Genomic DNA, 25,851 nt, shown 5'->3' on the forward strand with positions numbered 1-25,851 from the left:
TGTTTTTTTATGTGTTTAAACTTGTTTAATGCGTGATTAGTTTTAGTACTAGCTATTCCGCGCTATTCACGCTAGTCCAATTTCAATATTTAATTTTTAAATAACTTAAAGTCAATGATTTGACTTTAAAAGGTAAATTAATAAAAATTCAGCAGCTCATATCTATAAATTAAAATTCTTTTATACATTTGATTTTGATAATTGGACGCCTTTTGCACCTAACGGTGTCAGCGGAGTTTTAAAGGGCGTATCAGCTGTGTTCTTTGCTTATATTGGTTTTGATGCCATTTCGACCACCGCTGAGGAATGCGAGAACCCACAAATAGATTTACCAAGGGGAATGATATGGGCCATTATCATTTGTACCGTTTTGTACATTATCATAGCTTTGGTTCTTACAGGAATGGTTAATTATTCTGATTTGAATGTGGGCGATCCATTACTTTATGTATTTGAAAAATTAGACTTAAAAATCATGTCAGCTATAATTGGTGTTAGCGCCGTAATCGCTATGGCCAGTGTTTTATTAGTTTTCCAAATGGGACAACCACGGATCTGGATGAGTATGAGTCGCGACGGTTTGTTGCCGAAAAAGTTCTCAAGAGTGCATCCAAAATACAAAACACCCTCCTACGCTACGGTTGTTACTGGTTTTGTCGTTGCAATTCCCGCATTATTTTTGAACCTAACCATGGTAACTGATTTATGCAGTATAGGCACTTTATTTGCTTTCGTATTAGTTTGTGCAGGAGTATTAGTATTGCAAAACAAGAAGGATATTCCCAGAGGGAAATTCAAAACCCCTTATGTAAACTCAAAATACGTTATTCCGTTCATGTTGGCCGCAGGTTTGTTTTATGCTTTCAATTATAACAATAAAGGATCAATGGATTTTATTACTAATGCGACTCAAATAAATAATGCGACAGATATTATTACTTCCTTAAATAAGGAAGAATCAAAAAAAGCATTCGATTATTTAGTTGGCATTGATGCGAAAAACAAGACAAAAGAGACTCCTGATTTAGAGAATTTATTGGGCCAATACCAGAAGGATGATGCAAAATACGCATCGGTTGTAGCTGGATTACCAATTGATAACAGTCTTAAATACGAAAGTGGTTTAGGCCTTTTCAAACACAAAATACCCATGTGGATTTTTCTGATCTCGTTGATTGCATTGACTATTTGGTCATTTCGCGACAACCTTTCCTTAATTCCGTTGTTGGGACTGGTGAGTTGTTTGTATATGATGGCGGAACTCAGTGTTTGGAACTGGATTTATTTTACTGCTTGGTTGCTAATCGGACTTACGATTTACTTTGGCTTCAGCCGAAAAAACAGTAAGTTGAGTCATCTATAGACTTCCACAAGTTATATAATTTTTTAAAACCGTTTTGATTCAATTCAAAACGGTTTTTTATTTTATCGAATATAAGAAAAATAGGATATTGAAGTAAGTTGTCTATATTTGATGCAATAGTTGTTTGCAATTATTTAGCGAAAATTTAGAAACAAATAATATCTTAATTCAAAATGAATATTTCAACAATAAAGGAACTTGAAGGCTGGATGGCTGAAAACTGTTTGAAAAACAAAATTACGCCAGGGAATAGATATGAAACTGACGACGGAATTGGTTTAGAGAAATATGGAGACTTGTATATTTGGTATTATAGCGAACGTGGTGAAAAAGAAAATCTAAACTATTTCGACACAGAAAAAGAGGCAGCTGAATTTGTTTATGAATATGTAAAAAAGGACAAATATGCAAATAGTCATTTAGTAGCAAGTCTTAATAGCCAAAATTTGAAGAACGAATTAATAACGGAACTTAAAAATAGAAATATAAAATATTGGAATGATGAGATAAGTTATTCACCCAATGAAAAAATCATGCAGGTTTTTGTTTATCGTTGTGACATAAAAAAAGTAATAGATTTAAAAGGCAAATATACAATTGAGGAATAATTAGTACGACAAGTGCTTTTTTCCAAATTATTGTTTTTAGTAAATTTTAGAGTGATTTTTGGCCCCGAATCTATGAGCAAGACGATTTAAATAAGCGCTTTATCGGATATATTGGTTTGTCGTAAAAACAATTGTGAATGGCATCAAGTAGATGGTGATTATTTTTTTCTGTTGTTAACAAAAAATCCGCTCAAGATTACTCTCAAACGGATTTTAACCACATTAAAAACTAAAAAAAAAGTTATAGAATTGAAAGCTCTTGCATGCAAGCTTTCATCATTTCGTATGTTCTCTTGATATCGTTATCCAGTCCTATTGAAAAACGAATTAAACCATCCGTTAATCCCATTTCGGCTTGTTCTTCTGCAGGAATTTCACTAGAAGTAGAAGTTCCCGGGGCACTAAACAAAGTCTTGTAAAATCCTAAACTTACTGCCAAGTATCCCAAATTACGGGACTGCATCAGCTCCATTAGTGCATTGGCTTTTGCCAAAGAACCCACATCTACCGTCATCATTCCGCCAAAACCATATTCTGGGTTGACCATAGAGGCAAACAATTCGTGGCTTGGGTGGCTTGCTAATCCTGGATAAACTGTTTTTAAACCATCTTTCTCGAAATGCTCTGCAAGATAAGCGGCATTATGACTGTGTTGTTTTATTCTTAGATGTAAAGTACGTAGGTTTTTCATCACACTAGCAGAGCGCATACTATCCATCGTCGGTCCTAGTAACATACTAGCGCCACTGTTGACATCCTTCAATTGATTGATGAATTCTTGCGAAGCGCAAGTCACACCACCTACGGTATCGCTGCTTCCATTGATGTATTTGGTCAAACTATGAATCACAATATCCGCTCCAAATTTTACCGGAGAAACAGACAAAGGAGAGAAGGTATTGTCAACGACCAATGTCAAATTGTGTTTTTTCGCAATGCGGGATAATCCAGCTATATCTGCCACTTCCAGTAATGGGTTGCTCACCGTTTCACAATACAAAACTTTAGTGTCAGCAGTAATAGCAGCTTCTACAATTTCCAGTTTAGTGATGTCCACAAAAGCTGTTTTTATGCCAAATCGTGGCGCAAAGTTCTTCAGGAACGCATAAGTCCCACCATATATCGTTCTACTGGAAACAATATGATCCCCAGCGCCGCACAATTGCAATAATGTAGGAGTGATGGCTCCCATTCCTGATGCCGATACGTTGGCGGTTTCTGTTCCTTCCATCGCCGCCAAGGCTTTGTCTAAATACAAATTACTAGGCGAGGAGTGACGGGAGTATAAATAGCAGCCTTCTATGTTGCCTTCAAAAGTATCAAACATGGTCTTTGCCGATAAAAAGGTGTACGTCGAAGAATCAGAAATCGATGGATTTACTCCACCAAATTCGCCAAAATACTGTAAGTCCTGAATGTTGTCTGCGGGATTGAAATTGTTCATTTTTATATCTTTAAATTGGTTTAGAAGCTATTTCCAGCTATCCACTTTATCTTTATTTTTTTAAAGAAAAAAAATAAAGGATATCGCTGCTATCTGGGCTAGGAGATTTGAATAATCAAGAAACCTACTTCAAAATAACTTGTTTTTAGATTAATTATCAACCATATATCTATAATATAGATTTATTAACTATTAATGTTTAATTTTACAAGCATATTTTCTGTTTTATTTTAAATAATAGGTTTTTCATAGATTATTTTTCAATTTACAAATACGTTAGCTAAATGACATTAGATCCCACCGATAAAAAACTACTCTTATTATTGCAAACTGATAGTAAAAGAACCACTAAGGAATTGTCCTTAAAGCTCAATCTTTCTGTAACTGCAGTCTATGAGCGAATCAAAAAACTAGAACGTGAAAAGATTATAGATAAGTATGTGATTCTACTAAATAAATCAAAAGTAGATAAGGGATTTGTCGTTTTTTGTCACTTGAAACTTATTCAGCACTCTCAGGAATTTTTGACTAAGTTTGAAACAGAAGTAGTCAAACTTTCGGAAGTATTAGAATGTTTTCACGTAAGTGGCGATTATGATTATATTCTAAAGGTAGTCGTGAAGGACATGCAGGCATACAGAGAGTTTCTAGTTAGTAAATTAACGACCTTGCAACACATAGGAAGTACACAAAGCACCTTTATGATAAGCGAAGTAAAAAACACGACGGTTCTTGCCGTTTAGTTTACTTGTTAGCGTTGTGGTTTTAATAATACCTGAATTTGAAATCAATTAATTTACTTTCATCTTTATAGGATGTATTGGAGCTTGTTTTAATAATTAGCGGTAATTAAATTCCATTTGTGATCAACTACTATATTTAGAAGGACATAGTAATTGTCCATTCTGTTTTTCATTCTTCGAGAAATGACACAAAAAAAAGCCAAAAAATAAGTATTAATTAACGAATATTCACCGAATTCGCATTTTAAATTATTATTTTTGCAAGAGAAAATTTTTGTTTGTGTTTTTTAAAAAAATTGCAAGCAACAAACTATAAACACATAAAAAAAAATATATTATGAGTTCATTTGACGTAGTCATTATTGGATCAGGACCAGGAGGATATGTAGCAGCGATTCGTTGTGCACAATTGGGTTTCAAAACAGCAATTATCGAAAAATATCCAGCGCTAGGCGGAACCTGCCTTAATGTAGGATGTATTCCTTCAAAAGCATTGTTGGCATCTTCACACAATTACGCTGATATAGCTCATTTTGCAGATCATGGAATTGAAGTTTCAGGTGAAGTAAAAATCAACTTAGAAAAAATGATTGCTCGTAAACAAGCAATCGTAGATCAAACTTCAGGTGGTGTAAAATATTTGATGGACAAAAATAAAATTACGGTTCTAGAAGGTTTAGGCTCTTTTGTCGATGCGACTCATGTTGCTGTTGCAAAAGCAGATGGAACTTCTGAAACTGTAGAAGCAAAAAACATTATCATTGCTACAGGTTCTAAACCATCATCTTTGCCTTTTATCAAAATTGATAAAGAAAGAATAATTACTTCTACCGAGGCATTAAAATTAAAAGAAGTACCTAAACATCTTGTCATCATTGGTGGTGGTGTAATTGGAATTGAGTTAGGACAAGTGTATTTACGTCTTGGTGCTCAAGTTTCTGTTGTAGAATATATGGACAGAATCATTCCAGGAATGGATGCTTCCTTGTCTAAAGAATTGACAAAAGTTTTAAAGAAACAAGGAATGAAGTTCTACGTTTCTCATAAAGTGCAATCTGTTGAAAGAAATGGTGATGCAGTTACCGTTCAAGCAGAAAATGCAAAAGGAGAAACCATAACGCTAGAAGGGGATTATTCTCTAGTTTCAGTAGGTCGTCGTCCTTATACCGATGGATTGAATGCAGACAAAGCAGGTGTAAAAATTTCAGATAGAGGACAGGTTGAAGTAAATGATCATTTACAAACTAATGTTTCTAACATTTACGCCATTGGTGATGTAGTTCGTGGAGCAATGTTAGCGCACAAAGCAGAAGAAGAAGGAAGCATGGTAGCCGAAATCATAGCAGGACAAAAACCACATATTAATTACAACCTGATTCCAGGTGTTGTTTATACTTGGCCAGAAGTGGCTGCTGTAGGGCAAACAGAAGAGCAATTAAAAGCTTCTGGTATTGAATATAAAGTAGGAAGTTTTCCTTTCAAAGCATTAGGTCGCGCTAGAGCAAGTGGAGATTTAGATGGTTTTGTTAAAATACTTGCTGATAAAAAAACAGATGAGGTTCTTGGAGTTCATATGATTGGAGCTAGAACAGCTGATTTAATTGCAGAAGCTGTTGTGGCAATGGAATACAAATCATCTGCAGAAGATATTGCTAGAATGTCTCATGCACATCCTACTTTCGCAGAAGCAATAAAAGAAGCTGCATTAGCAGCAACTGAAAACAGAGCGCTACACGTGTAATACAAGTGTAAAAATTATATCAAAAAGAAACCCGCTCAATTAGCGGGTTTCTTTTTGATATAATTTTTGAATCTTACTTAATTAACTTTAAATAATCCTTTATAATTTTCCCAGTGGGCAAATATTAAAAAGATGTTGCCTAGGAATACAAAAATCGCTAAAGGCAAGTTATCTGGTGTCAAAAAATAGTTGATTAATAGAATGTTTAAGGTTACGGGAAATATAACTAGGTTCGCTAAAGTGGTGAATTTTCCAGTAACAAAGGACAATCCGCATAGGAATTCTACTGATTTTGCCAAGGGAAATAAATAAGTGGAGGCTACTAATCCAAGTTGAAAGGCTTTGAATTCTCCTGTAGAAGCGGGTTCTGGGGAAAGATTAAAAAAGTATTTAGAAGAAGTATAAAGAAACAATAGGCCAAGTATAGTCCGGACAATAATGGTTGCGATTTTCATAGTATTTAGGTTTTATCGGTTACAATTTTGTAAAATGCTGCCACTCTTTCATTCCTAATATGTTATTCCCCATTAGTGACCGTCTTAATCATCAAAATTGTGTTTTTGATTCAATTAGCGTAAGCGTTTTATAGTCACCTTGTTACTGTAAATTTACGAAAAAAATCGGCTGATTATTACTATAATCATATATTAAAGGTTTTTTTTTGTCGTAATTTTGAATTTTAAAAAGTATATATCTTTGAGAGCATCAATTCACAAGCAGATTTCAGACCCAAAATTGTTGAAAAATCAACTTTTAAATTGGTCACAACAGTTCCGTGAAGTTGTTTTCATGGATAGTAATAAGTACCCCCAACGGTATTCTAATTATGATTGTTTGCTTGCTGTAGATGCTTTTACTTCATTAAAAACAGATTCTCATAATGCTTTTGAAAGTCTAAAACAATACCAGCAAACAGCAAAAGATTGGGTTTTTGGTTACTTATCCTATGATCTTAAAAACGATATTGAGCCATTGCAATCTAGTAATTTTGATGGTTTGGAATTTCCAGATTTATTTTTCTTTCAGCCTAAAAAAATATTTTTATTGAAAGACAACCAACTTGAAATGCATTATCTTAGTCTTTGTGATGATGAGTTTGAAATAGACTACAATGAAATTGTAAAAACTCAAAAATCTAAATATCAAGTAGTTGATAAAATAAAGATTCGTCAGCGAATTCCAGAAAACAGTTATATTCAAAAAGTGTCAAAAATGCTTAGCCATATACACTTGGGTGATTTATATGAGGCGAATTTTTGCATGGAATTTTATGCCGAAAACACGAGTATAGATCCATTGGAAAAATTTCAAAAACTAAACGAAATTTCGCAACCTCCATTTGCGGTTTTTTTTAAAAACAACAAGCATTTTTTGCTTTCCGCATCTCCAGAACGCTATTTGAAAAAGGAAAGAGATTTACTTATTTCACAACCGATAAAAGGAACTGCGAAAAGATTTTTGGATCCTTTTGAGGATGAAAAATCGAAAGTTCAATTGATTTCAGACCCAAAAGAACGTGCAGAAAACATTATGATTACTGATTTAGTACGCAATGATTTATCCCATACGGCACAAAAAAGTTCCGTCCAGGTCACGGAATTATGCGGCATTTATTCATTTATGCAAGTGCATCAGATGATTTCGACGGTTACCTCAAAACTAGATCCTCAATACAGTGTTATTGATGCTTTAAGGACAACTTTCCCGATGGGAAGCATGACTGGTGCACCCAAAATTTCAGCGATGAAAATCATTGATCAACTGGAAGAGAGTAAACGTGGTTTATACAGTGGAGCGGTTGGATACTTTACCCCAAACGGAGATTTCGATTTCAATGTTGTTATTCGTAGTATTTTGTACAATCAAGAAAAAAACTACGTATCGTTTTCAGTGGGTAGCGCCATAACATCATTATCCTCTCCTGAAAAAGAATATGAAGAATGTTTGCTTAAAGCAAAAGCAATGAGAGAAGTTTTAGAATAAGTTAAATTCATAAATCTGTTTCAGATTTTAATCTTTATTTTTGAAGAATGTTAGATAGATTAAAAAATCATATTGCTCATAACTTCCCTTTTCTACAAAATAAAAAGCTGTTACTGGCCAGCAGTGGTGGTTTAGACAGTATGGTTATGGCTCATTTATTTCATAAATTGGAATATGAAGTTGCCCTTGTTCATTGTAATTTTCAGTTGAGAGGTATGGAAAGCTTTGGCGATCAAAACTTTGTCCAAGAGTACGCCGAAGCAAATGAAATTCCAATTTTTGTAACGCAGTTCGATACACAGGCTTTTGCCAAAGATTACAAGCTCTCTACCCAAGTGGCAGCACGAGATTTACGTTACAATTGGTTTTACGAACTTTTAGAGACTGAAAATTATGACTATATTCTAACTGGCCATCATGCCGATGATAATATAGAAACTTTTCTGATAAATTTAAGTCGGGGGACAGGACTGGAAGGCTTAGTTGGGATTCCCGGACAGAATGATAAAATTATCCGACCGCTGTTGCCTTTTTCGCGCCAAGAAATTGCTAAGTATGCACATGAGAATGAGATTCTGTGGAGGGAAGACAGCAGCAATGCATCCGATAAATATTTGAGAAATAAAATCCGTCATGATTTGGTTCCTTTATTTAAAGAGCTCAATCCACAATTCATTGCATCTTTTCAAAAAACACAATCTTTTCTACAAGAATCACAGCAAATGGTCGAAGATGCTTCTATTATGGTCTATCAGCAAGTGGCAAAGCAGGAGGAGGATGAAATACATTTCGATTTAAACCAATTGAAAAAATTACCCAATTATAGATCGTATTTGTATCAATGGTTGCATGAATTTGGCTTTTTGGCTTGGGAAGATGTATATGATTCAGTAGATGCACAATCCGGGAAGCAGGTTTTTTCGACCAACTTTCGATTATTGAAAGACAGAGATTCCCTAATCTTATATCCAATAACTACTGAAATTGAGGTACAGGAGTATTTTATTGAAGAGGATACTAAGAAAGTTAATATTCCCTTAAATCTTACGTTTTGTAAAGTGTCTGACATTTCAGTTGGTTCAAATACCGCTATATTTGTCGATCAAAACAAGCTAGAATTTCCTTTGGTTTTGCGACGCTGGGGACAAGGTGACTGTTTTCAACCTTTTGGTATGGAAGGTAAATCTAAAAAAGTAAGTAAGCTTTTTAAAGATGAAAAATTATCATTGATCGAAAAAGAAAGCGTTTGGATTTTATGGTCTGGCAAAACAATAGTTTGGGTTGTAGGACTCAGACAAGATGAACGATTTAGAATAAGCGATACCACACAAAACATAATAAAAATACAATTGGAATAATGAGAAAAATTATTTTTTTAGTACTTGCATTCTTGGCATTCGCCAATGTAAATTCTCAAATATTGGATCCCGTAAAATGGACCACTAAAATCGAAAAGAAATCAGAGAACACGTATATTCTTACATTTGCCGGAGTTATTGAAAAAGATTGGCATCTGTATTCGCAATTTACTCCTGATGGGGGTCCACTAGCTCTGGAAGTTATTTTTAAAAATCAAAAAGGCAATTTTGATCTTGTTGGCAAGGCCAAAGAGAGCAAAACAACAACAGCCTACAATGATATTTTTGAAGTAGATGAAACTTATTTTCAGAATAACGCGCAAATTCAGCAGATCGTGCATGTTAGAAGCTCGAATACGACAAAAATTGTAGCTGAATTGAATTATCAGGTTTGCAAAGACGTTTGCATAAATTTAGAGAAAAAGTTTACTTTTTCAATTCCTCAAACTGCTGTTGGTATTACCGCAACAACGATAGACAAACCTATAGTAGTAGAAGGAGATTCAATAAAAGCTGATTCTCTGATTCCAAGTCTTGGAGCTAGTAATCATATAGAAGCTTCCTCTGAAATTGGAGTAGTGACAGCACCAAAAGTAGATTCTAAAAGAGGATTGTGGTCCATCTTTTTTATAGCTTTCCTCTCGGGTTTTGCAGCGCTTCTTACGCCTTGTGTGTTTCCCATGATTCCTATGACGGTAAGTTTTTTTACTAAACGAAGTAAAAGCAGAGCTAAGGGTATTAGAAATGCAATTATATACGGAATTTCAATTATTGTGATTTATGTCGTTCTTGGATTTGTCGTTACCTGGGTTTTTGGTGCCGATGCTTTGAATGCGTTATCTACTAATGTTTGGTTTAATATACTTTTCTTCGTTTTATTAGTGGTTTTTGCGGCGTCATTTCTGGGAGCCTTTGAAATTATGTTGCCTAATTCTTGGGCAAATAAAGTTGACAATCAAGCGGATCGAGGTGGTATTATTGGAATATTATTTATGGCTTTAGCACTAGCGATAGTTTCCTTTTCTTGTACGGGCCCGATAGTAGGTACCTTACTAGTAGAAGCAGCTTCAAAGGGTGGAGTAGCCCCTATAATAGGAATGTTTGGTTTTTCATTGGCTTTGGCCTTACCATTTATGCTATTTGCTATGTTTCCAGGGTGGCTTAATTCTTTGCCAAAATCTGGTGGATGGTTGAATACAGTTAAAGTGGTACTAGGTTTCCTTGAATTGGCCTTGGCATTCAAATTTTTATCGAATGCTGATTTAGTATTGCAATTGCATTTATTGGAACGCGAGGTTTTCTTGGCAATCTGGATTGCTATTTTTGGGACATTAGCCTTTTATTTATTCGGTAAGATCACTTTGCCTCATGATAGTCCATTAACACATATTTCAGTAGGAAGATTATTATTTGGACTACTGGTTTTGACCTTTACTATTTATTTAATCCCAGGACTTTGGGGAGCGCCTTTAAAATTAATTAATGCTTTTCCACCTTCTGTTGAGTATAGCGAAAGTCCTTTTGGAGTTGGTAGTTCTCGAGGGAATGCATCGACAACAGTTTTACCAGACGGTGCTAAAAGTGGACCTCATGGAATTGTGGTTTTTGAAGACTATGATAAAGGCTTGGCTTATGCCAAATCAGTAAATAAACCCATCATGCTAGATTTTACTGGTTACGCTTGTGTGAATTGTAGAAAAATGGAGAATAATGTGTGGTCTGACCCCAAGATATTGCCAATTTTAAACAATGAAGTAGTTCTTATTTCTTTGTATGTGGATGATAAACGGGATTTACCTAAAGACCAACAATTTATTTCTAAAACAACGGGGTCAGAGATTGAAACGATGGGCGATAAGTGGACTGACTTTATGATATCTAAATATAAAACAAATACACAGCCTCTATATGTTTTAACAGATGTAGATGGAAATAGTTTAAATATAGCTACTCCAACTGTAAGTTATGTTTCTCTTGAAGAATATCAAACTTGGTTAAAAACGGGTATTTCTAACTTCAAAAAATAGTAAAAAGAAAATCCCATTTGCATTGGCAAATGGGATTTTTTTTTTTGAGCTCGTAGGTAGAGAATTAATTGAAATCTACAAGAACTCCCCGTGCTGAGAGATGTCCAAACCTAATATTTCTCTGTCTTCACTTACTCTAAGTGGAGTAATCTTATTCACGATAAAGAAAAGGAAATAAGACATTGAAAATGCAAAAATAGACACCATTACCAGAGCGGTCAATTGATTAAGGAAAAGAGTGGTTTCACCAAAAATAAGACCTTGATCTGTAACAGCAGAGTTTACTGCTTTAGAGGCAAATACACCGGTCAATAACATACCGGTCATACCACCGACACCGTGACAAGCGAAAACATCCAAAGCATCATCAATTTTACCTTTATGGAATATGCGAACTACGAAGTTACTTACTATACTACTAAATACCCCTATAAAAATCGCACTAGGAATACTTACAAATCCAGCAGCAGGAGTTATAGCCACGAGACCAACTACAGTCCCAATACAGGCGCCCATTGCAGAGACTTTATGTCCTAATATTTTATCGAAGAATACCCATGCCATACCTGCCGCTGCTGCTGCAACAGTAGTTGTACCTAAAGCTTGAACTGCTATCCCACTTGCACCAAGAGCAGAACCCGAATTAAAACCAAACCATCCAAACCATAATAATCCAGTTCCTAATAGTACATATGTGATGCGAGCGGGGTTTGATTTTTGACCATTTCTTTTTCCTAAAAACATAGCTCCTGCCAAAGCTGCCCAGCCTGCACTCATGTGAACTACAGTTCCACCAGCAAAATCGAGAACTCCCATCTTAAAGAAAAGTCCTTCAGGATGCCAAGTCATGTGGCATAAAGGGGCATAAACGAAAATTATAAATAATACCATGAACAACAGATAGGCCCAAAAACGGATTCTTTCGGCAAAGGCACCCGTAATCAATGCAGGAGTAATTATCGCAAATTTTGCTTGAAATAATGCAAACAGCATAAACGGAATAGTTGGCGCTAAACTCCAAGCCGTATTAGTGCCGACCCCTTGAAACAACAAATAGGGTCTGGGATCACCAATTAAACCGCCGATAGATGGACCAAATGACAACCCGAAACCAATTAAAACCCATAAGACGGTAACAATTATCATGGCCATAAAACTCTGAAGCATAGTACTAATTACATTCTTTTTACCTACCATACCACCGTAGAAAAAACCTAGACCGGGTGTCATTATTAATACTAATGCGGTAGCAACTATCATCCAGGCTGTATCACCGGTGTCAAATGTAATAAGCTCTGTTGGAACTGGCTGATCAGATAATATAAAAGTTGAAAATAGGGTAAGGATTAAAATGGTGATTAGGATCACACTTAAAATTACTTTTCGCATGGTTTTTAGGTTTAAATTTTCGTAAAAATATAAAATGATTCGATACCCCTATAAAAAATAAGTAGGCATCTATTATTTTTACATTTTTTATACTTTAACCCCATTTTTTTTGCGGCTGTCTTTGATTAATAAGTTTATATTAAGGATTCGTTAATGCTTAGCTTATTATTTCGTGTGTAATTTTGACCTTCTTGATGAGATTGCAAAAAAAAAAGACAGAATACTGTTAGGCAGACTGTCTTATTTTTTTAATTCATTATAATTAATTGTATGACTGCTACTTTTGATTGTATTTTTTCTTGTAAATAGTATTTAGTTTAGATTGATGATTTTCTAAATTTATCAATTTACCTTGTATAAAAGCTTGAGTCAACTTGTTAGTGCGCATATCTAGTGCATCTCCTTCTGAAACAAATAATGTTGCTTGTTTTCCTTCTTCCAGGGTTCCACAGATCGTATCTATCGATAATAATTTAGCTGTATTTGAGGTAATTAATTGTAATGCTTGCTCCTTATCTAAGCCATAAGCTGCACATGTTCCCGCAAGGAAAGGTAAATTTCGTGTATTCATACGCTCCATTTTTCCGCTATTTTCAAGGCCAACTATAACTCCTTTGTCGACTAATATTTTTGCCATTTTATAAGGCAAATTTACATCTTGGTCATCATTTTCAGGCATGTCGTGAACTCGTCGTAGTAAGACACCAATATTATTTTTCTTAAGTAAATCTGCTGCCTTATAAGCTTCGAATCCACCCACTATAACTATTTTTTTTATTCCGTTGTCTAAAGCCAACTTAATGGATTCAATTATTTGCAGCTCTTTATCTGCATTTATAAAAAGTGTTTGCGAACCATCAAATAATCCTTTAACTGATTCAAAGATTAAGTTTCTTTTAATTTGATTTCCAGCTAAATAGGATTTTGCATTGCTAAAAAACGTACTGATTTCATTTACTTGCTTTGAATAGTCCTTGTTTAATGAATCTGCAGCCGGTTCTGCCCACCATCCATTTCGTTTAAATGCCGAAGGAAAGTTTAAATGAATTCCGTCATTCTCTTTCATCAATGCATCTTGCCAACCCCATGAATCGAGCTGGACAATAGATGAAGTTCCTGAAATCCTTCCGCCACGTGGCGTAATTTGAGCAATTAGCACTCCGTTTGGGCGAACTGTTTCAATAACTTTTGACTCTGCATTGTAAGCAATGATACTGCGTACATTTGCATTGAAACTCCCTATTTCGCTTTCGTCATCCGAGGATTGGACGGCGTCTATTTCAACAAGTCCTAGTGTGGAGTTAGGTGCTATAAATCCTGGATAAACCTGTTTGCCAGATGCATCAATGGTTTCATCATATGCATTGTTAGCTAATCGGATTGTAGAGGCATCCGCAACTAATGTTATGATCCCGTCTTTAAATCCAATAGCGCTATTTTCTATAACTTGTCCATTTCCTAAATGGGCGGTACCGTTAAGAATAAGTATTGATTTGGTTTGCTTATCTGCAGGAGCATGCTGCGCTGTCATTGCTAAACTCATTAGAAATAATAGCGGGTAAATATTTTTTATCTTCATTTTATTTTTCTTTCAATTAATGAATTTTTTTTATTGTTCTAAAGTGTCGCAATGATATTCTTTTTTTATTCTTTTTTTAGGCTCTTGCGTATTTAAGCCTTTGCTTTTTGCCGCTATCATTTGGCCTATAATCTCATTTCTCTCTTTAGCGATAGCTTTTATTTTATCATCCTCCTTATTCACGTCATAGTATACGGTACCTTCAATAATTGTTTTCTCGGCTCTCGCATAGATTGATAATGGATTATCGCTCCACAAAACAAGATCTGCATCTTTACCGACTTTAATACTTCCTACTTTGTTGTCAATATGCAACATTTTAGCAGGATTCAAAGTCACAAATTTCCAAGCTTCTTCTTCTGATACGTTTCCGTATTTTACCGCTTTTGCTGCCTCTTGATTTAACCTGCGCGACATTTCAGCATCGTCAGAATTATACGCAACTAGCACTCCAGCATTATGCATTATAGCTCCATTATAAGGAATCGCATCATTTACTTCAAATTTGTAAGCCCACCAATCTGCAAAAGTTGAGGCCGCAACGCCATGCTGCTTCATTTTATCTGCTACCTTATATCCTTCGAGTATATGAGTAAATGTATTTACCTTGAAATTAAATTTATCAGCCACATCCATTAACATCAAAATTTCTGACTGAATATAGGAATGGCAAGTTATAAATCGTTCTTTGTTTAGTATCTCAGCTAGTGTTTGTAATTCGATATCTATTCTTGGAGCTTTAATCGTATTCTTTTTTGGATTAGAGTTGTATTTTTTCCAAGCTTCGTCATATTCCTTCGCACGTTGAAAGTAATCGATAAATACTTGTTCAACTCCCATCCTTGTTTGAGGAAAACGAGTTGGATTATCATAGCCGCGATTGGCCTGTTTTACATTTTCTCCCAAAGCAAATTTGATGAATTTAGGTTGCTCTTTGTAAAGCATTTCATCTGCTGTTGCTCCCCATTTCCATTTTACGATCGCTGATCTACCGCCGATAGGATTTGCAGAACCATGCAGTAACTGGGAAGTGGTTACACCTCCTGCTAATTCTCTATATATATTGATGTCTTCTGAGTTGACAACATCTTCAACGGTTACTTCGGCACTTGAGTTATGCCCGCTTTCATTTACGCCATTGGATATTGCAATATGAGAATGTTCATCAATTATTCCGCTAGTAAGGTGCTTTCCTTTAGCGTCAATAATTTTAGCTGTAGAATCTGCAAGGCCACTACCTATAGAAACGATTTTACCGTTTTTTACTAATACATCTGTTTCTTTTAAAATACCCGCTTCTTCATTGGTCCAAACCGTAGCATTTTTAAACAATAAGCTTTCTTGTTTTAATTTATCTACATTACCAAAAGCAAGATTCGGGAAAGTGACAGGAACGATATGATTATTTTTGTCTGTTTTCGACGAATCTTTTTCTTTAGAATATGCTGCTGTTTTTATAGCTGACCAGCTAGATTCTTTTCCGTTAAATAAAATAGCTTTACCTGAAATGTTTTTGTCTTTTTCAATGTATGCTGTAAGTCTGTCAAAATTTGTTTTTACAGAATCTTTTGTTTTGATATTTAATGTTAGCCAGTTGTTTGTTATTTCAAGTTTTGAGTTAACTTTTGTAGAATCTGCTTTTTTTATCTCAGAGATTGGTTTAGTCAACTCGCCTTTAATAACCCATTTATAATTCTCGTTGTCAATTGTTAGGTCATAATTTCCGCGAATATCTTTGGCGTCAATATCACTGATGATGTATTTGCTTCCTTGAATCCAGTTTTCGTAAATAGTGGTTTCTTTATCAAAAATTTCTCCAGACGTGATCAAAAAGTTAGCCAAGCTGCCTTCTTTTAAACTTCCTAAATCCTTACTTCTTCCTAGCAGCGAAGCCGGTACAGTTGTTAAGGCTTCTAAAGCTTTGGTTTTGTCAAAGCCATATTCTATTGCTTTTAAAAGATTAGTTCTAAAATCTTCTATTTTTTTTAATTTATCAGTAGTTAGTGCAAATACGACTCCATTATCAGAAAGTACTTTTAAGTTACTTGGAGCTTGATTCCACATTCGCAAATCAGCAAAATCCAATTGACTCGCGATATATGGGTTCGACACGTCATATGCATCTGGAAAATTGATAGGAATGATATAGGAAGCATTCGTTTTCTTTATTTCTTCAATTAGTTCAAATTCATTACCGCTTCCTTTTAAAATGTAATTTAAACTAAAATCTTTTGCTATTTTTGAGGCTCTTAGACTGTTCAGTTTATCTTCGGAGGTAAAAATTTGAATTAACTTTTCATTATTTATCAGGGCTTCCAATGATAAATCTTCAGTAGATGCATTTCCCTTTTTATACCAATCTAAGTCTAAATACATTTGTCTTAGTAAAGCAATTGATCCCATTAAGGAACTTGGGTAAGCTTGGTTAGAAGTGGCACTTTTTGTAAAACTGAAATGATTGGTAATTTTATCAGCAATTAGTCTTTTGCTGGGGCTTTCATCATTTAAAGTAATTAGGCTTCCACTACCTTGCGCTATGCCATCAAACACGTGAGTACCAACAACACCAAAGCCAGCTTTATGCATTTTTTCAGCTTTTTTAGTATCGTATTTAAAACTGTCAAATGCGTCTGTTTCTGGTTTTATATGCTCGTTCCAATAGTACCCCTGTCTTTTTGTATCGTAGGTTGGACCCTGTGATCTTCCACTATTTCTTTTTGGGTCTTCAACTCCAAAATTGGTATACATATCTATGAAGGAAGGATAAACCGACTTGCCTTCTAAATTAACAACAACTGTATTTTTAGGAATTTTAACAGAATTACCTACGGCAATAACTTTTCCGTTTTGGATTAGTAATGTTCCGTTTTCAATTATTTGATTTGGGGTAACATAAATCTTAGCATTTATAAATGCATTGTAATTATTGTTTTCACTGTGAATACTTTCGTTATTAGGGAAATATTCTTGGCCGTGAATTTTCGGTATGTTAATAAATAAAAAGAGGAGGTAAAGAATTTTTTTCATGTGGTTAGTTTTAGTTCGGATAAAACTAATGAAAAAAACTCAGCTATTCTTCACGATACAGTATATTTAACAAATTTCGACCTACAAAAAAGGACGATTAAAAATACTTTATCGTCCTTATGATCGCCCTGTAATAATATTTTGCCCAGATTTACCCCATTGTTTTTCCGATATAATCGGAATTTAAAAGATAAAGAGCTCCCATATATTGTATTTTGAAGGAGACTAGGTCACCTACCTTATATGGCTCTTTAGAACTAGATATATCAATGACTAACATGTCTGAACTCGCGTCTATAATCGTGATATCACTGTCTTCAGCTTCTATATATTGCGGCTGCATATCCAATAACCCAATATCCAAGATTGCTCTTAAAGAAGTGATTCCTAAATCATCTGAATCGCTAGGTATATAAGAAGTTCCAACTCCGCTTTCTCCTAATTCTCCAATAGGTGTATCGGGCTTTTCGGTAATTTCAATGATTTCAGCATATAATTTTAGAACATCATTGTGCATTCCTTCCATGGTATCTCCTGTAAAGAGATCTTTACCGAAGAATAGGGCTTCACCAATTCTAAAATGATTGACCGCCATAGGACGAGCATTTTTTAGAATCAAAGGTATTGCAACTGAGGTTCCTCCTGAAACTAGTGGTATTTTAATATTAAATTTGGCCTCAATCAACTGTTTGTATAAGCTTAATTGAATAAGCTTATCTTGAGTAGGCATAATTCCGCTTAAACAGTTTAAGTTAGTTCCTATACCAACGATTTCGATATTGGGTAGTTTTAAAATATTACCATAAAACTCAACTAATTCTTCACCCATTACTCCTTCACGCAAATCACCCATCTCAATCATGATGATGATTTTATGAGTTTTGTTTTGCTTAATAGCCTCTTTAGAAAGCGTTTGAATGGTGTAAATTTCAGTGTTAAAGCTAATGTCAGCATATTTTACGATATCTGGAATACTTCGCTTTGCAGGTGGTTTTATGTATACAGTAATACTGTTTGGGTCTAGTTCTTTTATTTTTCTTAAATTACTTACCCTTGAGTCGTGAATTTCTTTGACGCCCAATGCAATAATTTCTTTTAGGTATAATTCATTACCGCATAATAATTTAGAAACCACTCCCCATTTAATATTTCGCGACTTAAAAGTACGGTCTAGGAAAGCATAGTTCTCTTGAAGTTTTTTCCTATTTAATTTTATAAATGCCATTAATTAATGATTTTATGAGGAATTGTTTTAGATATTCGGGTTAATAATTCATAATTTAGTTGATTACTAAAATCACTAAAGGAGGCTACAGAAACAGAAAGCTCATTTTGTGAGCCTATTAATACCACTTCATCATCTTTTTTCACTGTTTCAATGTTCGTAACATCTATAGTCATCATATTCATATTTACTGACCCTACGACGATGCAGCGGTGTCCATTTATTAACACCCTTCCCTGATTGCTTAATGAACGGCTATAGCCATGCGAATAACCGATTGGTACAGTGGCAATTTTCATTTTTCTTTCTGCTAGAAAGCTAGTTCCGTAACCAATAAACTCACCAATGGCCACTTTCTTGACACTCATGACCTTACTCTTCCAAGTAATTACCCGATGTAGTGGATCTATTTTATTTTTTTTAGTGTTCAAATAATTCACAAATACTTCTGGGCTTGACCACAAACCATATTGCATAATCCCTATACGCACCATATCCATTCTAGTTTCAGGAAACATTATAGATGCTGCCGAACATGCGGAATGCCTTATTTCAGGCTTAAGATCGTTTTGACAAAGGTACTGATAAATATCGTCAAAACGTTTGATTTGCTTGTCCACCCTGTAATAGTTAGCTATGCTTTCCGCACCAGCATAATGGGTACAAAGTCCTTTAAAAACGACATGTTCTTTTTCTTTTTTAAGGAAAGCGACGACTTTGTTCATTTCGTTTTTCTCAAAACCCGTTCGATTCATTCCAGTTTCAACTTCAATATGCAGAATTGCTTTTTTGTTCAGTTTTTTTGCCATCTTTCCGGCCTTTGTCAATCTGCCTGTTTCAAAAACAAAGAATTCTACGTCATTACTGATGACCCATTCTAAATCCTCATCCTGAACTAATCCCATTATCATTATTGTCACTTTGTCTGATAGTTCTTCCTTTACGGCTTTAGCTTCTCCTACATCAAAAACCGAAAAATGAGTGATTCCGTTTTCGTAGGCCATGCTGACAATTTCTTTCACACCATGCCCATAAGCATTACCTTTTACTACAGATGAAATTTTAACTTTTTTCCCAAAGGTAGTCTTCAGAAACATCATGTTTTTTTGGTAAGCTGCGCGATTGAGTTCTATAATTGAATTAGTGTGCATTTGTAATTTGTTTGCTGATTTTGTGAAAGACGGAAATTCCTGTACTGATAATATCATCAGGGAAATCGTAATCTGGATTGTGAAGGGCTGGCGTATTTATTCCTGAGCCAAGACCAAACATAGCGCCTGGATATTGCTGGGTAAACAAGCCAAAGTCTTCCCCCCAAGTAAAAGGAGTTTCTTTTTCAAATAATTCAAAATTATTGGTTTTTGCAGCATTTCTAATGAGATCTGCTGCTTCTTTATTGTTTTCATTTGCTTGAAAACTTTCTGTCCAAGTAATGTTACATTCTAATTGATATTCTTTCGCTATTGATTGTGCTAATTTTTCGAGCTTAGTTTCGACTTTTTTCATTTTAGAATTGCCACTACTTCTAACTGTAAAATGGACTTCTCCCGATCCCGCAGAAACTCCGTATGCCTTTTTTCCCATTTCAGTGTAAATGGGTGTAATTAGGCAATAATCCTCTTTTGAAATATCGGATTGAATAACAGTGTCAAATTGGTTGATAATCGCAGCAATAGCGAGTGCCGGATTAATTCCTTTCTGTGGTTCCCCAGCGTGAGCAGTCACACCGTTGAGCTTTATAATGATACTATTAACGGCGCAAGTGAAGGTGTCATCTTTAAGTACAATTTGATTTTTTGGAAATCCTGGCAAGTTGTGCAAAGCAAAAACGTAATCAGGTTTAAGCAAGGCAAATTGTGGATCAGAAAACACCTTTTGTGCTCCGCTGCCATCTTCTTCAGCCGGCTGAAACAATAAAATTACAGTGCCGGTTTCAGGTTTGTTGTGGTACAATTCATCGGCTAGACCACATAATATGGCCATGTGACCATCATGTCCACATTTGTGAGAAACCCCTTTGACGAGTGAGCGATGTTCAAATGTATTTATTTCTTCAATAGGTAACGCATCTAGCTCACATCTAAACAGTACAGTTTTGCCTGCTTTTTTAGATTTGTAAACTGCGGCAATTCCCGCACCTCCTATTTCTGTGATGATTTCGTCAGGCAGCTTTTTTTCTAGAAAAGCGACAATTCTTTTAGCAGTTTCGAACTCTTTACCCGAGACCTCAGGGTTTCTATGCAATTCCTTACGCAACAGAATTAAAGCTTCTCTGCGTTGGTGTAAATTTTCCATTTTGGACTATTTAATGAGACGCATTTCTAGGTATTTGTTAGTAAAACCTAATTTTTCGTATAGTATTTTTGCAGGATTGTCTGGCTCCACATGGAGTGCAATGTTTCCCTCTGCGATCGATATAGCTTTTTGCATTAATTGTTTTCCAAATCCTTTACCACGCTGGCTATTGTCAACAGCAATATATACCAAGATATTTTCAGGTATAAAATCTTTCATATTGGTATTGTTCAATATGGTAACCCCTACGATTTTATCTTCGTCTAAACCAAGAACTATATTTCCTCCCTTGTCGGCATCCATAACATAAGCAGTACATTTTAGAATGTCTTCAATTTTATCGCCATATTCTTCTAAATGGGTATATAGAAACTGGGCAATTATTTGATTAGTATATGTTTTGTGTTCTCCTGAATTTGCGTTAATTATTTTGAATTCCATTTTGTCTTTCTTTTTTGTTATTATGATAAATTGATATTGTAACGAATAAAAGTAGTGAAATACTTATCCCGTAAAGATTAGCATCCAGATGCTCGGGTAATTCTATTCCTAAAGGTAATTTATTTTCGGTAATAATTAGTAAAATTGTTGTTCCTCCTCCAAAGAGCATGCTCCAAAAAGCAGCTATGGGATGGCTTTTTTTCCAAAATAAAGCGCCAATGACGGGAATGAATAATCCAGATACCATAAAGGCATAGGAGTAAAGCATGAGTTCTAGTACATTTTGCATTTTGGACGCCAGTAATATGGCAAAAACACCAATCAATAGCGTGACTATTTGTGAAAGCTGAAGCTCTTTTTTATGGGTTAATTCTTTTTTGGAAAATTTGGAGAGAATATCGGTAACAATATTCCCTGAGGCAGCCATTAGGCAGCTATCAGCGGTGGAAAGTATAGCCGAAAAATAGGAGGAAAGCATCAATCCCATTAGTCCAACGGGAAGGATGGTCGCCAATAAAATAGGCAATCCCATTTCGCTATCCATCGATGAGGCGTCAGTAATTCCTTCAAACATTCCGTTTGTCGCAGCTACTTTGGCAAGCATTCCTAATATCACACCCATAAAAGCCATTATGGGCCACTCGAATACACCGGCAATTAACCAAGCCTTTTTTGCTTCTTTTTCTCCTTTACTGGCATAAATTCTCTGGTATAATGTCATTCCAACAAACCAGATCGGAATGATGGTGATGGACCAGTTTAAAATCTGATACCATGTCACATTGGTTATCGATAAATATTCGGGAGCTAAAGTTGCTTTGATGACATCATAACCACCTACAGCGTGATAGGCGATGGGGATTCCGATGAAAACCAATCCGCCAATCAATATTAACCATTGGATGGTGTCAGTGTATATAACTGCTTTTAGTCCTCCGATTGTAGTATAGACTACCGCGATAGTCCCCATGACGATTAGTGCGGTTTGTATGCTTAACCCATCAACGGTTGCCGAAGCTAATTTGGCTCCAGCCAAAACTTGCGAACTCGTAAATCCGATATATCCAATGGCAGAAATAATTCCAGCCAAAAGAGCTACACGTCCGTCATAGAAATGACCAAAAATTTGTGGGAAAGTAAAAAATTTATATTTGTGACCCAGATGGCTCACCTTTGGAATAAGGTAAACAGCGCTCAACCAAGCGCCAAGAAGCCCCGTGAATAGCATCCATGAACCAGAGATTCCCATGGTAAAACCAAGTCCGCCTAATCCAATTGAAAACCCACCACCAACATCAGTAGCGACAACAGATAAACCAATATGCCAGCTGCTCATACTCCGTCCACTTACGTAAAAATCTTCAGCGGTTTTGTTTTTTTTGAAAAAATATAGTCCAACACCTAACATGGCTACCATGTAGATAACGAAGATAATATAATCTATTGTATGCATGTTTATTCGGATTATTTTAATGCCTGTAAATGGAATTTTTCCAAATGGCAAAAGATGCAGTAAACCGCACAAAAAGATGATTTTTCAGGATGATTTCAGGGATGTGAAATCGTAGAAAGGATTGTTATTTATATTTGCAATAAACCGATGTTTCAACCCAGAAATTAAATATTTCTTCACAAATATAAGGAAATATATCCAAAAAGCCGCTTAAAATGCAAGTAGCGGCTCTTTGGATATTAATGATATGGTATTTTTTGGTGTAAAAACTGAAGTGAAATATTGAGAAATTTAGAAAGAGTATTTCTATTTTATAGTAAATATTTCTCCTATTTGTTATTTGACAGAATCATTTTGATTGGTTGAATTCCAAGGCGTTTAAATCTAAATTATTCCCCTGGATGGTAAGTTCGTTCGGCATTTTTTTCGACAGCTTCTTTGTAAAACAAAACATCTTTAAACTCTCCCTTTCGATACATTTCTACTTGATCATTAAAGTGTTTCGATTTTGGATCGCTACTGTTACCCCCTGCAAGCAGTGACTTCGCTTTAATTTTGGGGCCAAATTCAACCGCACAAACAAAACTATTCCCATTATAACCGTATCTTTTTTTTGTTTCTTTTTGATAATTACTTTTAAAAGCAGGCAAAGAACCCCAAAGTGCAGGTCCAAAGCCTATGGGTGTGCTCTGTAAGTTATCATCATATTTGAGATTAATATCCCCGGATAATCGTTGAAAGCGATTAATATCACCCCAAGGAATTTCCCATTTACCAAATTTGTTTTTTAAATCTTCTACGACACTCAGTAATTGTGGTACTAATTGATCAACACCAGCGTTTTTAGCAAAAAGGGAAGTGTTTGTAACTTGATCTATTTGTCCTTGCTCAACGTATGCTCTTTGTATTATAGGATCTAATTTTATTACCCATTCTAAGGCTAAAGTTGTGGCGATCGATTTTTCATTAGAGTAGTAGTCCCAGTTTTTCAGAACATTTATAGGTTCTATTAAATCCTTGTATAATGCGTCTTTTGCTAAGTTATTCTTTTCAAAACTTGAAATTAAAGCAGGAATGAGGATTTCAAAAGCAGTTAGTTTTGTATCATTGCCGTCAGCTATTATTTTGTCCAACGTATAATTTTCTCCCTTGCTGAGAAGACGAACTGCATTCAAGGCTCTGAAATTTTCTCCGTCAGGAGCCATATAAGGAAGGTAGTTTTCTTTTTTTGGACTTCGATTTCCTGCGGCTGAGAAAGGAGTCGAATTGCAGTTTTGTAGCCAGCCATTTGTAGGATTGTAAGAATGTACAGTTTCCGATACTTCATGTAATCCTTTCCATTCTGTGGCCGAAGTTGTTCCGTCAACTACTTTCGACCAGTTAATTTTTGGGTCTCTAATAGGTACAAAATTTCCATGCCAGTAGGCGATATTTCCTTTCGAATCTGCATAAACCGTATTGTTAGAAGTGTTCGCTTTTATATCCATTGCCGCTTTATAATCTTCAAAATTTTTAGACTTGGTTCTTAACCAACTTTCTTCTAAGCTTTTTATGGAACGATTGAATGATTTTAAGCTAATCCATTTGCCTTCTCTTTGGGCCATTATGGGACCATGATTGGTAAAATAGGTTTTAAACTCTTTGTTTTTTAATTTACCGTTTTCCAAATATTTAATAGTGATTTCTTTTTCAATAATTGGTAGTAATTTACCGTCATATTCATAAAAAAGCTTTTCGTTTTTAGTCACTATTTTTTCGGCATACATATCAGACACATCTACATTTGAAGAGGTATGCATCCAACCGCAATTTTCGTTAAATCCTTGGTAAATAAAAAACTGTCCCCAAGTAACTGCTCCATAAGCATTTAACCCTTCTTCACTACTTATTTGTACTTCGGGTCTAAAATAAAAACTAGTGTGAGGATTGATATATAAAATAGCATTTCCGGAGGCTGTTTTTGACGGTGCCAAAGCAAACCCGTTCGATCCCGTTTGGATATTTTTTTCTCTTTCTATATAAGATACTTTATCAGCATTACCAGAATAAAACGCTTTTAATTCGCCGGTATTTAGATCTCCCGTACTAATGGCACCGATACTTCCATCTGTCCAAAGCAGCGGATACCAGGGTTCGAAATATTTTAATAAGGCTGGTTGTACAGCGGAATTTTTGTAGAGAAAATAATTGATTCCGTCCGCATATGCGTTTAGTAATTTTTTTAACCAAGGTTTGGCATTTTCATAATCGGTTTTGGCTTCTTCCTCGGAGATTATTAACCTTGTTTCCAAATCATTATATAAGACGGATTCTCCTTTGATTTCGGATAAGCGTCCCAGTTTTTCGATATAATTCATTTCAATGCGAACGAAATCATCTTCACATTGGGCATACAATAAACCAAAGACTGCATCCGCATCGGTTTTTCCATAGACGTGTGGAATGCCCCAATTGTCTCTTATAATAGTTACCTGTTTTGCTGCTTTTTCTAGTCTTTGATTTTCTTTCGTGCTGGTGTTTTGAGAGTAAACTTGGAAATTTACAAAAAGAAAAAGGAAGACGAATTTTAGAACGTTTTTATAATTTGTCATTACTATTATATTTTAAATTTTTGACCACTATTTTAAATACTCATTTCAAGACTTTCTATGGAGATGATATTGTTTATTTCAGATTTTTGAATCCCTTTTGCATGTTTTGCCTTGTTCGTATAGAAAAAGCTAAGTAACGAGATTATAAAACATAACTTGCTCTGAAGTAATAATGTATTCACAGTAGATTTTTTTAATAAATTTTCTTTTATCTCAAGATAGCGACAAAAAAATACTCTGTTACTTAACGATCTAAAATTACATAAAAAAAACATCTCGTCAACGACGGATAGTTTTTTTAATACGATAAAAACTATAAATTAATTTATTGGTATTCATTTCTCTTAACGGTATAGGGAAGACCAATTTGTCGGAATTGTATAAATAAACTCAGTTCGATCAGCGTTAATGTCTATCGAGCGCTTTGTTCTTTTAAGGTCATGAATAAAGAAACCTTCCATTTCTAGTTCTAATTCTCGTCCTTTTAAGATTGTGCTTAAATTAAGAGGCTGAATTCAAGTTACTAATGCAACTTTTTGGTTAAACATATAATTTGGTGTTTCAAAATTAAATCTTTTTCTCGG

General features: G+C 35.1%; 17 protein-coding genes and 1 pseudogene. 7 read left to right on the forward strand and 11 right to left on the reverse strand.

The annotated features are described in order from the left end of the window. Positions 1 to 178: 178 nt before the first annotated feature. Both ACEN2H_RS13050 and ACEN2H_RS13055 read left to right on the forward strand, forming a co-directional pair. Positions 179 to 1,363, forward strand: a pseudogene (locus ACEN2H_RS13050) (amino acid permease); the annotation flags it as partial. Positions 1,364 to 1,536: 173 nt separating this feature from the next. After that, entirely contained in the window at positions 1,537 to 1,971 is a 435-nt protein-coding gene (locus tag ACEN2H_RS13055) for a hypothetical protein (RefSeq protein WP_441733052.1), read from the forward strand. Between the two features lie 241 nt (positions 1,972 to 2,212). On the opposite strand, the gene ACEN2H_RS13060 is transcribed toward ACEN2H_RS13055, so the two are convergent. Continuing rightward, a complete protein-coding gene (locus tag ACEN2H_RS13060) occupies positions 2,213 to 3,415 on the reverse strand; it encodes an aminotransferase class I/II-fold pyridoxal phosphate-dependent enzyme (protein WP_441733054.1) in 1,203 nt (400 codons plus the stop codon). A gap of 284 nt (positions 3,416 to 3,699) precedes the next feature. On the opposite strand from ACEN2H_RS13060, the gene ACEN2H_RS13065 reads away from it, so the two are divergent. Together ACEN2H_RS13065 and lpdA are read left to right on the forward strand one after the other, a co-directional pair. Further along, positions 3,700 to 4,158 carry an Lrp/AsnC family transcriptional regulator gene (locus tag ACEN2H_RS13065; protein ID WP_441733056.1) on the forward strand — a complete coding sequence of 153 codons (459 nt, stop codon included), beginning with the start codon at positions 3,700 to 3,702 and terminating at the stop codon, positions 4,156 to 4,158. 337 nt (positions 4,159 to 4,495) lie between these two features. Continuing rightward, a complete protein-coding gene (lpdA, locus tag ACEN2H_RS13070; protein ID WP_441733058.1) occupies positions 4,496 to 5,899 on the forward strand; it encodes a dihydrolipoyl dehydrogenase in 1,404 nt (467 codons plus the stop codon). A gap of 77 nt (positions 5,900 to 5,976) precedes the next feature. Here lpdA and ACEN2H_RS13075 read toward each other — a convergent pair whose 3' ends face one another. After that, positions 5,977 to 6,354 (reverse strand): DoxX family membrane protein, encoded by a 378-nt coding sequence (locus tag ACEN2H_RS13075; RefSeq protein WP_441733059.1) that lies wholly within the window; start codon positions 6,352 to 6,354, stop codon positions 5,977 to 5,979. A 241-nt stretch (positions 6,355 to 6,595) separates the two neighbouring features. Here ACEN2H_RS13075 and ACEN2H_RS13080 point away from each other — a divergent pair, with 241 nt between their 5' ends. The 3 genes from ACEN2H_RS13080 to ACEN2H_RS13090 are packed head-to-tail and all read left to right on the forward strand — an operon-like array spanning position 6,596 to position 11,267. Next, a complete protein-coding gene (locus ACEN2H_RS13080) occupies positions 6,596 to 7,882 on the forward strand; it encodes an anthranilate synthase component I family protein (RefSeq protein WP_441733061.1) in 1,287 nt (428 codons plus the stop codon). A gap of 47 nt (positions 7,883 to 7,929) precedes the next feature. Further along, positions 7,930 to 9,240 carry a tRNA lysidine(34) synthetase TilS gene (gene tilS / locus ACEN2H_RS13085; protein WP_441733063.1) on the forward strand — a complete coding sequence of 437 codons (1,311 nt, stop codon included), beginning with the start codon at positions 7,930 to 7,932 and terminating at the stop codon, positions 9,238 to 9,240. After that, entirely contained in the window at positions 9,240 to 11,267 is a 2,028-nt protein-coding gene (locus ACEN2H_RS13090; RefSeq protein ID WP_441733065.1) for a cytochrome c biogenesis protein CcdA, read from the forward strand. Before tilS ends, ACEN2H_RS13090 begins: the two co-directional genes overlap by 1 nt. Before the next feature lie 75 nt (positions 11,268 to 11,342). Here the strand turns inward: ACEN2H_RS13090 and ACEN2H_RS13095 are convergent, their stop codons facing one another. The 9 genes from ACEN2H_RS13095 to ACEN2H_RS13135 all read right to left on the reverse strand — a co-directional run bounded on the left by ACEN2H_RS13095 (position 11,343) and on the right by ACEN2H_RS13135 (position 25,267). Next, positions 11,343 to 12,656, reverse strand: coding sequence for an ammonium transporter (locus ACEN2H_RS13095; RefSeq protein ID WP_441733067.1), 1,314 nt, complete (start codon positions 12,654 to 12,656; stop codon positions 11,343 to 11,345). A gap of 277 nt (positions 12,657 to 12,933) precedes the next feature. Next, the gene (locus ACEN2H_RS13100; RefSeq protein ID WP_441733068.1) at positions 12,934 to 14,235 is read right to left on the reverse strand and encodes an amidohydrolase family protein; all 1,302 of its coding nucleotides are present in this window, start codon (positions 14,233 to 14,235) and stop codon (positions 12,934 to 12,936) included. Between the two features lie 30 nt (positions 14,236 to 14,265). Beyond that, positions 14,266 to 17,262 carry an amidohydrolase family protein gene (locus tag ACEN2H_RS13105; protein ID WP_441733070.1) on the reverse strand — a complete coding sequence of 999 codons (2,997 nt, stop codon included), beginning with the start codon at positions 17,260 to 17,262 and terminating at the stop codon, positions 14,266 to 14,268. A gap of 151 nt (positions 17,263 to 17,413) precedes the next feature. After that, complete coding sequence (locus ACEN2H_RS13110) at positions 17,414 to 18,487, reverse strand: alanine racemase (RefSeq protein WP_441733072.1); 1,074 nt, start codon at positions 18,485 to 18,487, stop codon at positions 17,414 to 17,416. After that, on the reverse strand, positions 18,487 to 19,638 hold the full coding sequence (gene alr / locus ACEN2H_RS13115) for an alanine racemase (RefSeq protein WP_441733074.1): 1,152 nt from the start codon (positions 19,636 to 19,638) through the stop codon (positions 18,487 to 18,489). Before alr ends, ACEN2H_RS13110 begins: the two co-directional genes overlap by 1 nt. After that, complete coding sequence (locus ACEN2H_RS13120) at positions 19,628 to 20,782, reverse strand: amidohydrolase (RefSeq protein ID WP_441733075.1); 1,155 nt, start codon at positions 20,780 to 20,782, stop codon at positions 19,628 to 19,630. The genes alr and ACEN2H_RS13120 overlap by 11 nt, the downstream gene beginning before the upstream one ends. A 6-nt stretch (positions 20,783 to 20,788) precedes the next feature. Continuing rightward, complete coding sequence (locus ACEN2H_RS13125) at positions 20,789 to 21,223, reverse strand: GNAT family N-acetyltransferase (protein ID WP_441733077.1); 435 nt, start codon at positions 21,221 to 21,223, stop codon at positions 20,789 to 20,791. Then, positions 21,204 to 22,676 carry a sodium:solute symporter family protein gene (locus ACEN2H_RS13130; RefSeq protein WP_441733079.1) on the reverse strand — a complete coding sequence of 491 codons (1,473 nt, stop codon included), beginning with the start codon at positions 22,674 to 22,676 and terminating at the stop codon, positions 21,204 to 21,206. Before ACEN2H_RS13130 ends, ACEN2H_RS13125 begins: the two co-directional genes overlap by 20 nt. 389 nt (positions 22,677 to 23,065) lie before the next feature. Further along, entirely contained in the window at positions 23,066 to 25,267 is a 2,202-nt protein-coding gene (locus tag ACEN2H_RS13135) for a penicillin acylase family protein (protein ID WP_441733081.1), read from the reverse strand. Between the last annotated feature and the right edge of the window lie 584 nt (positions 25,268 to 25,851).

It is taken from the genome of Flavobacterium sp. W22_SRS_FP1 (assembly GCF_052113685.1).
Taxonomy (GTDB): domain Bacteria; phylum Bacteroidota; class Bacteroidia; order Flavobacteriales; family Flavobacteriaceae; genus Flavobacterium.

What these genes read in the sequence shown, in the direction of transcription:
- ACEN2H_RS13055 (WP_441733052.1), top strand. Translation starts at nt 1,537, where the DNA reads ATGAATATTTCAACAATAAAGGAACTTGAAGGCTGGATGGCTGAAAAC.
- ACEN2H_RS13060 (WP_441733054.1), bottom strand. Translation starts at nt 3,415, where the DNA reads ATGAACAATTTCAATCCCGCAGACAACATTCAGGACTTACAGTATTTT.
- ACEN2H_RS13065 (WP_441733056.1), top strand. Translation starts at nt 3,700, where the DNA reads ATGACATTAGATCCCACCGATAAAAAACTACTCTTATTATTGCAAACT.
- lpdA (WP_441733058.1), top strand. Translation starts at nt 4,496, where the DNA reads ATGAGTTCATTTGACGTAGTCATTATTGGATCAGGACCAGGAGGATAT.
- ACEN2H_RS13075 (WP_441733059.1), bottom strand. Translation starts at nt 6,354, where the DNA reads ATGAAAATCGCAACCATTATTGTCCGGACTATACTTGGCCTATTGTTT.
- tilS (WP_441733063.1), top strand. Translation starts at nt 7,930, where the DNA reads ATGTTAGATAGATTAAAAAATCATATTGCTCATAACTTCCCTTTTCTA.
- ACEN2H_RS13090 (WP_441733065.1), top strand. Translation starts at nt 9,240, where the DNA reads ATGAGAAAAATTATTTTTTTAGTACTTGCATTCTTGGCATTCGCCAAT.
- ACEN2H_RS13095 (WP_441733067.1), bottom strand. Translation starts at nt 12,656, where the DNA reads ATGCGAAAAGTAATTTTAAGTGTGATCCTAATCACCATTTTAATCCTT.
- ACEN2H_RS13100 (WP_441733068.1), bottom strand. Translation starts at nt 14,235, where the DNA reads ATGAAGATAAAAAATATTTACCCGCTATTATTTCTAATGAGTTTAGCA.
- ACEN2H_RS13105 (WP_441733070.1), bottom strand. Translation starts at nt 17,262, where the DNA reads ATGAAAAAAATTCTTTACCTCCTCTTTTTATTTATTAACATACCGAAA.
- ACEN2H_RS13110 (WP_441733072.1), bottom strand. Translation starts at nt 18,487, where the DNA reads ATGGCATTTATAAAATTAAATAGGAAAAAACTTCAAGAGAACTATGCT.
- alr (WP_441733074.1), bottom strand. Translation starts at nt 19,638, where the DNA reads ATGCACACTAATTCAATTATAGAACTCAATCGCGCAGCTTACCAAAAA.
- ACEN2H_RS13120 (WP_441733075.1), bottom strand. Translation starts at nt 20,782, where the DNA reads ATGGAAAATTTACACCAACGCAGAGAAGCTTTAATTCTGTTGCGTAAG.
- ACEN2H_RS13125 (WP_441733077.1), bottom strand. Translation starts at nt 21,223, where the DNA reads ATGGAATTCAAAATAATTAACGCAAATTCAGGAGAACACAAAACATAT.
- ACEN2H_RS13130 (WP_441733079.1), bottom strand. Translation starts at nt 22,676, where the DNA reads ATGCATACAATAGATTATATTATCTTCGTTATCTACATGGTAGCCATG.
- ACEN2H_RS13135 (WP_441733081.1), bottom strand. Translation starts at nt 25,267, where the DNA reads ATGACAAATTATAAAAACGTTCTAAAATTCGTCTTCCTTTTTCTTTTT.